Source organism: Roseimaritima multifibrata, from assembly GCF_007741495.1.
GTDB classification, from domain to species: domain Bacteria; phylum Planctomycetota; class Planctomycetia; order Pirellulales; family Pirellulaceae; genus Roseimaritima; species Roseimaritima multifibrata.
Genome location: NZ_CP036262.1, coordinates 1,557,759 through 1,569,470, shown reverse-complemented (window position 1 = coordinate 1,569,470; position 11,712 = coordinate 1,557,759). Strand labels below are relative to the sequence as shown.

8 protein-coding genes are annotated in these 11,712 nt (G+C 54.5%); 4 read left to right on the top strand and 4 right to left on the bottom strand.

The window, feature by feature from the left end; genetic code table 11:
• Positions 1–208: 208 nt before the first annotated feature.
• Positions 209–1,276 carry a replication initiator protein A gene (locus tag FF011L_RS05885; protein WP_145350741.1) on the bottom strand — a complete coding sequence of 356 codons (1,068 nt, stop codon included), beginning with the start codon at positions 1,274–1,276 and terminating at the stop codon, positions 209–211.
• Positions 1,277–1,865: 589 nt separating this feature from the next.
• Here FF011L_RS05885 and FF011L_RS05880 point away from each other — a divergent pair.
• Together FF011L_RS05880 and FF011L_RS05875 are read left to right on the top strand one after the other, a co-directional pair.
• Positions 1,866–2,837, top strand: coding sequence for a DUF3991 and TOPRIM domain-containing protein (locus tag FF011L_RS05880; protein ID WP_145350740.1), 972 nt, complete (start codon positions 1,866–1,868; stop codon positions 2,835–2,837).
• A 729-nt stretch (positions 2,838–3,566) separates the two neighbouring features.
• Positions 3,567–4,112, top strand: coding sequence for a hypothetical protein (locus FF011L_RS05875; RefSeq protein WP_145350739.1), 546 nt, complete (start codon positions 3,567–3,569; stop codon positions 4,110–4,112).
• A 77-nt stretch (positions 4,113–4,189) separates the two neighbouring features.
• On the opposite strand, the gene ltrA (FF011L_RS05870) is transcribed toward FF011L_RS05875, so the two are convergent.
• Complete coding sequence (gene ltrA / locus FF011L_RS05870; RefSeq protein WP_218933038.1) at positions 4,190–5,629, bottom strand: group II intron reverse transcriptase/maturase; 1,440 nt, start codon at positions 5,627–5,629, stop codon at positions 4,190–4,192.
• 632 nt (positions 5,630–6,261) lie between these two features.
• Here ltrA (FF011L_RS05870) and FF011L_RS05865 point away from each other — a divergent pair.
• Complete coding sequence (locus FF011L_RS05865) at positions 6,262–6,600, top strand: hypothetical protein (RefSeq protein ID WP_145350738.1); 339 nt, start codon at positions 6,262–6,264, stop codon at positions 6,598–6,600.
• A gap of 165 nt (positions 6,601–6,765) precedes the next feature.
• On the opposite strand, the gene ltrA (FF011L_RS05860) is transcribed toward FF011L_RS05865, so the two are convergent.
• Positions 6,766–8,052 carry a group II intron reverse transcriptase/maturase gene (gene ltrA / locus FF011L_RS05860; protein WP_218933037.1) on the bottom strand — a complete coding sequence of 429 codons (1,287 nt, stop codon included), beginning with the start codon at positions 8,050–8,052 and terminating at the stop codon, positions 6,766–6,768.
• Between the two features lie 729 nt (positions 8,053–8,781).
• Entirely contained in the window at positions 8,782–10,068 is a 1,287-nt protein-coding gene (gene ltrA, locus FF011L_RS05855) for a group II intron reverse transcriptase/maturase (RefSeq protein WP_218933036.1), read from the bottom strand.
• A 759-nt stretch (positions 10,069–10,827) separates the two neighbouring features.
• Between ltrA (FF011L_RS05855) and FF011L_RS05850 the strand changes: the two genes are divergently transcribed.
• Positions 10,828–11,649, top strand: coding sequence for a leucine-rich repeat domain-containing protein (locus FF011L_RS05850; RefSeq protein WP_218933035.1), 822 nt, complete (start codon positions 10,828–10,830; stop codon positions 11,647–11,649).
• Positions 11,650–11,712 lie beyond the last annotated feature (63 nt).

Below are 11,712 nucleotides of genomic sequence, written 5' to 3'. Positions count from 1 at the left end.
TGCCACCCCCCGCGCATTCTCCTGTGTTTTTTGAACGTTTTGCTTGTTCCTGTTCCTCAACATCCCCGTTCGTGCAATTTTGCTAGCAAAACCAACCAACACTTTTGTGACGAACGGAGCATAAGAGTTTGCTCCACGCATTAAGCACCAGGGCCCAACCTTATCGTTGCACCCGACCTGCCAGAACCAACTGTCCAAGCAGATAGGATTAAAGTTGTTTCGTTTGACGCCAACGGCGGCAGAAGCCGAGAAATGCTGCGTCTGGGTTTCGAGGAGCCTCAGCGCCTGACATCGTGATCCAGCTGCGCCATTGCTTTTCCAATTCGTAAACGTCCCAGCCTGGGGCTTCCAGCCTCGCTTCATGATACGTGTCTGGATCAAGCGGAGGGACAACAATGTCGGGACCGGTTTTCATCGCTGGCAAAGTGCCTCGATTCTGAAAACGGACCATTTCCCGCTTGCCGTCTGCCCCCAACTCCATTCGAACGCTGTAATCAGGAATGTGATCGTTCGCTTCGTCGTCTTTTGCAATCGCACGAATCATGCGACGAAACTCTTTTAAGGTGCTATTCGATCCACATTTTTTCCGAAGCAACTCCAGTGATATCCGCCACTCGTGCTGCCGCCCGACATGCTTCCTAGCCAGCTCGTACAGCCGCCTTTCCAAACTTTTTCGCAAACGGAAATAGCTCCGGTGAATGGTCAAGACTTCCCTCGCCTGAACTGCGTTAAACATCCAATCAGATAGGTTAATTCGCATTTCCGACATCCGGCCCGACTGGGTTTGACGCAGAATTCGCCAGCTATCGATAAGTCCAAAACCTTCCGTGATCTCTTCACCGCCGCTACGCAAGTTGGTCTTGATCCGAGTCCCACTAAGGCGATCCATCGCCGCGATCAATTGTTCGTAACCGCGACCATCCGTCGACCGATTTGTTGTGACCAATAAGTCATGAGCTCGGATGTGGAGTGTTCGGCCAAGTGGTTCGCCAGCGTTCATTTTGGCAACCAGTTGACTGATGCAATAAATCAAAATGTCTTTGTCATGCACGCTCGCCAAACCGACGCTACTGGGCGTTATCGTGATCTTGACGCCGGCATGATCGTAGACCCGTTGCTGCGTGTCCGGCTTCGTCGACAAGCTGAAGATCGGGTGCTCCATCGATCCCAAGTCACTTTTTGGGATGGCATCACTGACATCGCAAATAAACAGATCCCCTTCGGGGTACCGTTCAGGCAGTAAAACTTGGCGTGATGCGGATGCTTGCGGAGTCATCAATCGATACTCTTACGTTTTCAAGCAATAGTCAAGTCATTCGTGTTATCACCCGCGCAAGACAGTTATTCGTGCTATCACACTCGCAAAGACCATGGTTCGTGCTTTTGCACACTCGGCACTGGCTGCAGAAGGCTGTTCGTGCTTTTGCACACCCCGAACTGTGTAGCTGCCCACTTCTCTTCGTGCTTTCGCACACCGGATAAAACCAATTCCGTAGCCATTTCAATACGTTGTTTCGCTTATCCACAGCCTTAACACTCATTAACACAAATATTTAACACCCCGTCACTCCAGAATTGCCAGTCTTTAACGTGAAGCCTGAGGGGGCGTCGGGAAGACAAACAGATGTCGCAAAGCCCATCAAGACGGTTCGCATTGTAGGTATCGAATCGGGAAACCAATCAACACTTACTTTCGGCCGCCCCGACAAATAGCCCGCTCGCCCCTGCTTGCCGAGCAGCTGCAGATGCGGCACCAACGAAGCGAGGCTAAGCGGACACGACTGCGTGTAGCCTTTGGAAAAATTCGCGTGGATGAGTTTGCGTGAAGCGTTGATTCGCCGGGACGAACCGTTGTAAAGTTAAGAATGGATAGACATTCAGAACTTGCGGCATTCAAACGATTGGATTTGGTTCAGTACTGCCAGAGCCGGAGCTTTGTGATCGATCAGCGGGCCAGCAGTCGAAGTGCTATTGTCCTAAGAAGTCCAAGCGATGAAAAGATTGGCGTGAGCAAGTCAACGGAAGGAACATTTATCTTCTATGACTACAAGGGAGGACGCGGCGGGTCCATAATCGATTTCTGTCAGTGGCTGGACGGCGGAACACTTGGCGAGGTACGCAAAACGCTTCGTGCCTACGATCCAACGAGCTTTTCAGTTCCCTCTGCCTTGCCGTTCAAACTGGTTTCATCAACTCACGATGAAACGAAGGTTCTAGCGGCATGGATGCAAGCAAGATCAATTGGTGCCAGTGGCCACCCCTATTTGACCCAGTACCGCCGCATAGCTCTTGAAGTTCAAACCGCTCCTCTCTTCCGAGACAGAATTCGAATCGACAGTCGTTCAAATGCCCTCTTCCCACATTTCAGCACCAAAGGAACGCTCTGCGGTTTTGAGATCAAAAACGGTGGTGCAAGCAAAAAGAGCTTCACGGGTTTCAGCCCCAACGGCTTGAAGGGGCTTGCCTGCAGCCGGCCCCGCGAAACGGACTGCGAAATGGTCGTGTGTGAAACCGCTATCGACATGCTCAGCCTAGCTTCGATCGAAGGAATCGAAAAAAGACGATTTTTCTCCACCGGTGGTCAGGTAAGTGAAATGCAGCTGGAAGCCCTTCAATCTGCCGCATCCCGGATGCCAACCAATTCTACTCGCATTCTGTTGGCACTCGACAATGACAAAGCCGGACACGAACTTGCCCGGCGGATTGCCGACGCGCTAAGCAACTCGAAGCTGAAGGTTGTCCCCTACTTTCCGCCAGATCCAGGAGCGGACTGGAACGATATGTTGCAACGGACAATTCGAGAGAGCAATCGCACCCCAGAACCCATCAAATCGTAACCACAGAAAACCTGTTGAACGACGGAAAGTGCTTGCGTCGACACTTTTCAACGCCAGAGCGTGCATGTGGATTTACTGGTAAGCGTGAAAACATGTTTGCAGTGGGCTGCCGGTACGGGAGGAAGTAGAACCATGCGAACGTGTTTGCGTTTTCGCACCGTTGCGACAAATCGTGTTTCTGCGTTTTCAGCTAACCCTCAGTGCGTCAGGTGGATTCGGCTGCCAAGCGAACGCTGGGCCGGACATGGAGTGGCAGCTATCAAAATCAACCGAGTTTCACGAAGCGAGAAATATTTGGTCACTGCCGCGAATCAAAGCTGCAAAGAAGCACCGCCCAAACACAGGTGAACGACCAGCTTTTACGTCATATATCCCACTTTATACGACGTAAAACAGGATGGCAATTGAAAGGGGTGTGAGGAGGTGGGAATGCTCGGAAAGCATCTGCGAAAATGGGGAATGCGTCCATCCGGGCTTCGCATCGTAATTGAATAGCTATCAAAAGCGGGGATTGAACCTTGCCTTGGCCCCATTCAGCGGCGAGAATAAGTCCTGGTGGTGGACGGACGCAGTGAGAACAACTCCGCAACCGGTGAGAATAAGTCACTTGTTCTCACTGCCGAACCGCCGCGAACACCCCAAAACCATTAATTCTCACCCAGTCCGTCCGGCAAAGAATAAGTTACCCGACAGAATTTCTCGTTTCACTCCATACAAGGATGTACGTCGATGCGAATCTCGCTGTTTTGTGCCGCTTCTCTGGCCGCATGCCTATTTGCCGGAACTGTCGCTCAGGCGCTCACGATGTCATATGGGCGACGCGACATAGCAGAGGCTGGTGCCGGATGCATTGGCGGATGGATATCCGGTCACGGCAACACCGCCTACTTTCAAGGTGACACTGCACAGCTTAACCAGCACTTAGCATCGCTTGCTGCTGACACGGAGGGGCGTTCCGCCGCAAAGGTTGTCCTGCATGCTGGCACCAAGACTGTTGACAACCCAGAGGAGGAGGCGCAGACCGTATTCCGAGCTCGAACTCGAGCCGACAAGCAAATTCCTGCCCAACTGTCAATCGACTGGTCTGTTCGCAAATACTGCCCCTCTGATGACCTGCTCACTGGTCGTTGCAAGTGTGACCGGCGAATTGTCACTGTGGATATTTGGGTTGCCAATGATATTCGTCTCGACGCACTTTCAATTCCTGCTGGACTTAAAGTCGAATCTGGTCGCGAGCTCGAGCGTTTTGTCGACCGGCATTCCGGTAGCGAGTGACCAAAACGGCGGGTAAATCGGGTAAGGGGCACCGTTTCCGGTGCCCCTCCCCACACCACGTAGCGTGCGGGTCCGCACTACGCGGTTCGACGAAGTGGAGCAAGCTGTGCCCACAGAGTCTTCAAGCTGAGTAAGCCTTCCTCTTGGAGCCATTTGTTGGTCAGACCAACGTTGCTGGCGATGGTTTTAGCCATACGCCAGTGCCCCTTGCGGCTGCGTGCGTGACGGATCGCTTGGCGGCGAGGGACTCCCAATCGAATCAACATCGCTCGACGACGTTTCGGTCGTTTCCACTGTTTCCAGTAGCACATCCGAATGCGGCGGCGAATCCACTGGTCGAGTTTATCGAACAGTTTCAGTTGCGACGCGATCCCGAAGTAACCCATCCAGCCGCGAACGTATCGTCGCAGCTCGCCCAGTCGGCGGTCCATCGAGATCCCTCGGCTTCTGCCGGTGATCTCGCGGACACGCTGTTTGAAGCGAAGGATGGACTTAACAGACACGTTGATGTTCGCTCGCGACTTCGGGAACGAGAACCCTAGGAACTCGAACTCAGTGCAAGCCAACACGCGGCTCTTCTCCTCATTGACTACCAAGCGAAGTTTCTTCGCCACGTAACGTCCGACCGAATTCATGATCCGCTCGGCCGCTCGAGGCGACTTCGCGAAGACCGCAAAGTCATCCGCATAGCGAACGAACGGGAGCCCGCGACGTTCCAGTTCTTTGTCCAGATCATCAAGCAGGATGTTGCTTAAGATCGGGCTCAATGGACCGCCTTGCGGGGTTCCTAGATCGGTCGGTTGCAGCACACCTTCGACCATCACACCGGCTCGCAAGTAGCGTCCGATCAATTGCAGTAGCCGCTTGTCGCGAACTCGACGAGCCACACGCGACATCAAGACATCGTGTTGGACTCGATCGAAGAACTTCGATAAATCGAAGTCCGCTACGAAGCGGTAACCACGCCGGACCGTCCGACGTACTTGCTTGGCGGCTCCGTGAGCCGAGCGTTTAGGCCGAAACCCGTGGCTCGAGTCGCTAAAGTGCGGATCGAACACAGGCGTGAGAATCTGGACGATGGCTTGTTGAATCAAGCGGTCGACGATGTTTGGAATACCAAGCAAACGCTTGCCGCCATCGGGCTTGTCGATGGTCTTGCGTCGCACCGGATCGGGGCGATACGTGCCATCGAGCAGCTGTTGCCGAATCGACAGCCAACGAGGACGAAACCAGTCCGGGAATTCCGCGATCGTGATTCCGTCGGGGCCAGGGGCTCCGCGGTTTCGCTTCACGCTCTTCCAAGCGGCTTCGAAATTGGCGTCGGCGACCACGTGCTGCATCAGCGACTCTAGTGAGTTGCTCAAGGCTGGCTGCCCGGCCCGCGTCGCAGCGGTATCTCCCGGTCGGGATGGTGAACCGGTGGTCTCGGTGCCGACGTTGTCTGGAAAATACAGATCAACTTGCACCGAGGGGTTCCCTCGCCGTGAGTGGGCCGATGGCTCCTCCTTGTTCTTCATCGTTCGGTCCTTCCTGTTTCCGTTGGAGGCGGAAGTTCAGTACTATGACCTCTGCTGAGTTCTGCACCGCCCACGGTGGCTTTCGCCGCCGCGTTCCGTTGTTTCGGGCAAGCCCTACTCGTCGGAGCGACGCCTGGCCTCGACCAGGCTGTGCAGAGTTCCCCGGATAAGAGCGTGATGTATCGCTGCACAAGCTCGCCATTTACCTGAACGATCGATTGGGGACGGCTTCGCACGGATGGGCGTGCTCGCCTGACCGAACCGGCCTTGTATGACGTTTCTGTTCGTAGCCTCGCAGCTTTGACGAGACCGTGTCCGGGTGGCGACAAACAAACCCGGCGTTTACGCACACGGTCGCAGGCTTCCTCTCCACGGTCGGTCGCCCTTCCGCAGTTGCCCTCGTCTAGTACTTCCCTTTCGTGGTCGATCATTTGGTATACTGACACCTGAAAGTTTCCAATCTCGTACAGAGGACTTGCACCCCAAAACGATCACGCCCATGCCGGGCGTACCCATCGCATGCAGTGGAGGACGGGTGGACCGTTTTTCCATCTGCTTGCAATTCGTCCGCCCGTCCCCACTGATGCGTATCGTTCTGCCACTAAACCGACGTCGCTCAATGAACACATTCGATGGCCACAGTTCAGCATCAACTCGAACAACTTCATGGACGCCTTAATCGCGCGGGTGTCCCTCCCGACGGATGCTACAAACGAAACACTGTCTGGTATCCACTCGTTTCATATATCAACACGATCATTGCCCTCTACCTGAGCGACAATTACGATGTGATTCCCGTGTTCGTCATGCGTGCGACAAATACGCACGCTGACATCGCAAAAGAGCACAAACATGTTTACCTCGACTTGGTTGCCGAATACCTTCACTTGATAGTCACGCATTTACGTGAGACCGGATTCACCGAAGAACAACTGGCTCCGTATGTGTCCGGCGTCCATGGCGATAATTGAAGAGGAAAACCGAAATCAACAATCGTGCGGCTGCGTCAGGACACTCACGGTTGCACGATGCCAAAAATTGTCCGGGCATACGCAGAACGCGGCAGAACAAAAAAATCGGGATAGGGGCCCGGTTGCCCGGGACCCCTCCCACAACACCTAGCATGCGGATCCGCACTAGGCGTTTCGTTTCTTCGCAGCAAACTTGCTCCAGATCTCTAACAGACTCGGCAGTCCCGACTGCGTGAGATATTCCATAGACAGTGCTTGATGCACGGCCCAAGTTTTGGACATCAACCACGGCCCTTTGCTGCTGTTACCATGCGAGCATGCCACCCTGCGATGGATTCCTAAGCTCAACAGTTTCCGGACGCGGGCCTTGGGCTTACGCCACTGTTTCCAGTAGCACGCGCGGATGCGCCGCCGAACCCATTTGTCCAAGTCACCGAAGGTGCTTTTGATCGGAACCCACCGAAAGTAACCTACCCAGCCGTTGAAATACGGCCGTAGTTCGCGTAGGCGACTGGTCATCGACACGCCGCGATTGCGGCGTGTGATTTCCTTCACCCGCTCCTTGAACTTGGCGATATTCTTAGGACTCACACGAATGCTGCCTCCGAGGCCGCGGAATTCGAAGCCGAGAAACTCGACTCCGTGCGTACCGCAGATGCGACTCTTCTGCTGGTTGACAACCAGCTTCAGTTTCCGTGTCAAATAACGACCTACCGAATCGAATACGCGCTCGGCCGCTTTCCTGGTCTTGGTAAACACCAGAAAGTCGTCCGCGTAGCGTACAAAGCAAAGTCCGCGCGATTCCAACTCCTTGTCGAAATCGTCTAACAAGATGTTCGCCAACAGCGGCGACAGCGGTCCGCCTTGCATCGTCCCTTCGATCGAAGGCTGCAACTGAGCGTCGACCATCACACCCGCTCGCAAGTACCGTCCGATCAAACCAAGCAATCGTTTGTCGCGAATCTTCCGTGCCACTCGGCTGAGTAACACGTCATGTTGAACTCGATCGAAAAATTTCGATAAATCCATATCCACACAGTGACGATAACCGGCTTGGATGTGAGACTGTATTTGCTTAGCTGCTCCATGAGCAGAGCGGTTCGGTCGAAAGCCGAAACTCGAATCCGAAAAGGTCGGATCAAAGATCGGCGTCAGAACTATTAAAACGGCTTGCTGGATCAGGCGATCGATTACGTTTGGTATTCCGAGATCGCGCTGGCCGCCGTCGTCTTTGGAAATCGACTTACGCCGGGTGGGGCCCGGCTGATAAGTTCCTTCCAACAGTTGTTGTCGTATCTCCGCCCACTGCGAGCGGAACAACTCGGGGAACTCGTCGAGCGTGATCCCGTCCGGTCCCGGAGCGCCCCGATTGGCTCGGACTCGCGCCCAAGCGGTTTCGAAGTTTTCAGGGGCCACAATCTGTTCCATCAAATCTTCTGAAACAATGTCCAAGGTTAGCTGTTCCACGGCCGCCGACGACGATTTCTCCGACTGGAGCTGCGAAGAGCACGGGGCCTTTGAGTGCTCGCCTCCTTGTTGGTTGCGCGAGCTGGCTTCTATGTGTTTCGAACGCATCGAGGTCATGGATAGTATTGCCTTGTAAAGAATCGTTCAGCCCTTCCCGGTTTCGCTGGGTTGCGAAAGTCCGGTACTACGGCCTCTGCTGACTTCTGCCGAGCCCGAGCCAAGTTACCTCGGTCGCCCCGCCTTTCGGGCAAGCCCTACTCACGGGTACGCTGGCAGATCTCCCCAAATAAGAGCGTGATGTATCCCCGCCCAAGTGCCACATCTACCTGCACTCCGTCTTCCGGTTCGGCTTCGCATTCGCATGGACACTCGCCTGGAGCTACCGGCCTCTATGTGGTTTCTGTACGTCACCTGACGGGTCTTGGTGAGAATGTGGCTGGCGACGGTTTCTTTGCCAGCTTACCGACACATTCGCAGGCTTCCTCCCCACGGTTCGTCGCCTCCCCGCAGTTGCCCTCACCTCGTGTTGTTTTCTTACGAGCTATTCATCTGGTATGATGACTCCCTGAAAAGAGTTACCGGAACTAAACACAGGGGACTGACCTGCCCGAAGGCAGGGGCACCCCACAACATCACGCCCATGTTGGGCGTACATCGGGATAGGGGCCCGGTTGCCCGGGACCCCTCCCACAACACCTAGCATGCGGATCCGCACTAGGCGTTTCGTTTCTTCGCAGCAAACTTGCTCCAGATCTCTAACAGACTAGGCAGTCCCGACTGCGTGAGATAGTCCATAGACAGTGCTTGATGCACGGCCCAAGTTTTGGACATCAACCACGGCCCTTTGCTGCTGTTACCATGCGAGCATGCCACCCTGCGATGGATTCCTAAGCTCAACAGTTTCCGGACGCGGGCCTTGGGCTTACGCCACTGTTTCCAGTAGCACGCGCGGATGCGCCGCCGAACCCATTTGTCCAAGTCACCGAAGGTGCTCTTGATCGGAACCCAACGAAAGTAACCTACCCAGCCGTTGAAATACGGCCGTAGTTCGCGCAGGCGACTGGTCATCGACACGCCGCGATTGCGGCGTGTGATTTCCTTCACCCGCTCCTTGAACTTGGCGATATTCTTAGGACTCACACGAATGCTGCCTCCGAGGCCGCGGAATTCGAAGCCGAGAAACTCGACTCCGTGCGTACCACAGATGCGACTCTTCTGCTGGTTGACAACCAGCTTCAGTTTCCGTGTCAAATAACGACCTACCGAATCGAATACGCGCTCGGCCGCTTTCCTGGTCTTGGTAAACACCAGGAAGTCGTCCGCGTAGCGTACAAAGCGAAGTCCGCGCGATTCCAACTCCTTGTCGAAATCGTCTAACAAGATGTTCGCCAATAACGGCGAAAGCGGTCCGCCTTGCATCGTCCCTTCGATCGAAGGCTGCAACTGAGCGTCGACCATCACGCCCGCTCGCAAGTACCGTCCGATCAAACCAAGCAATCGTTTGTCGCGAATCTTCCGTGCCACTCGGCTGAGTAACACGTCATGTTGAACTCGATCGAAAAATTTCGACAAATCCATATCCACACAGTGACGATAACCGGCTTGGATGTGAGACTGTATTTGCTTAGCTGCTCCATGAGCAGAGCGGTTCGGTCGAAAACCGAAACTCGAATCCGAAAAGGTCGGATCGAAGATCGGTGTCAGAACTATTAAAACGGCTTGCTGGATCAGGCGATCGATTACGTTTGGTATTCCGAGATCGCGCTGGCCGCCGTCGTCTTTGGAAATCGACTTACGCCGGGCGGGGCCCGGCTGATAAGTTCCTTCCAACAGTTGTTGTCGTATCTCCGCCCACTGCGAGCGGAACAACTCGGGGAACTCGTCGAGCGTGATCCCGTCCGGTCCCGGAGCCCCACGATTGGCTCGGACTCGCGCCCAAGCGGTTTCGAAGTTTTCAGGGTCCACAATCTGTTCCATCAAATCTTCTGAAACAATGTCCAAGGTTAGCTGTTCCACGGCCGCCGACGACGATTTCTCCGACTGGAGCTGCGAAGAGCACGGGGCCTTTGAGTGCTCGCCTCCTTGTTGGTTGCGCGAGCTGGCTTCTATGTGTTTCGAACGCGTCGAGGTCATGGATAGTATTGCCTTGTAAAGAATCGTTCAGCCCTTCCCGGTTTCGCTGGGTTGCGAAAGTCCGGTACTACGGCCTCTGCTGACTTCTGCCGAGCACGAGCCAAGTTACCTCGGTCGCCCCGCCTTTCGGGCAAGCCCTACTCACGGGTACGCTGGCAGATCTCCCCAAATAAGAGCGTGATGTATCCCCGCCCAAGTGCCACATCTACCTGCACTCCGTCTTCCGGTTCGGCTTCGCATTCGCATGGACACTCGCCTGGAGCTACCGGCCTCTATGTGGTTTCTGTACGTCACCTGACGGGTCTTGGTGAGAATGTGGCTGGCGACGGTTTCTTTGCCAGCTTACCGACACATTCGCAGGCTTCCTTCCCACGGTTCGTCACCTCCCCGCAGTTGCCCTCACCTCGTGTTGTTTTCTTACGAGCTATTCATCTGGTATGATGACTCCCTGAAAGAGTTACCGGAACTAAACACAGGGGACTGACCTGCCCGAAGGCAGGGGCACCCCACAACATCACGCCCATGTTGGGCGTACATGCATGGGAGCACGGCTTGCGGCATTTCTCGCAATGGATCGTCAACCTTCCGTGCCCCGTGATGTCCACCGTTCTGTCTCTGAACCTTCACATGAATTTGGCCGAATCCAGTCTCGAATCGTCTACCAAAGTGAGCCACCGTCGCTGGCTGCGTTTCAGCATGCGGTCTCTTCTCTTCGTCGTCACTGTCGTCAGCGTTTGGCTTGCTGTCGTTTCGAGTCGGGCGCGGTCACAGAAGCAAGCGATTGACCGAGTCAAGCAGCTTGGTGGATTCGTTTCATATGACTACACACTCGATACAAACATGAACTGGAGGAAAGGCCCCAATCTCCCGGCTCCCGTTTGGCTGATCGACCTGACCGGCGAGGACTACGTGCGAACGGTTTGGATCGTGAACTTCGATGATAAGTCTGATCCATCGGATGACGATTTGGAGGTGGTCGAGCGATTCGACGCCCTGAAGCAATTAACTTTAATGAACCGCAAGAAGATTACAGACGAAGGACTGCGCCATGTTTCTGGTCTGACCGAACTAGAAGTGCTCGCGCTCAATGGCACGAACGTGTCGGGAGAAGGCCTGTCGCATCTGCGGAACTGCCAAGGACTCAAGGGTTTGCCCATGAACAACACACCACTCATGGATGTTGGTCTTTCCCATATCTCACATCTTGGTAGTCTTGAGTGGGTTCAACTTAGTGGCACTCAAGTCACTGATCAGGGCCTGTCTCATCTTTCCGGACTGACTAAGTTGGAGAGCCTTGAGCTGCGCGATACTGCCATCACCGACGATGGTCTCAAGCATCTTTCCAACCTGAAATCCTTAAAAAAATTATCATTGCGCGGTACGGAAACTACCGACGCCGGGCGAAATTGGCTTCAAGCAGAGCTCCCGAATTGCAAAGTGTCCAATTGAGAAACCTCGGGACAGAACCATGAAATGCACGCGAGAACGGGTGGTGCGTTTACTTGTCTGCTT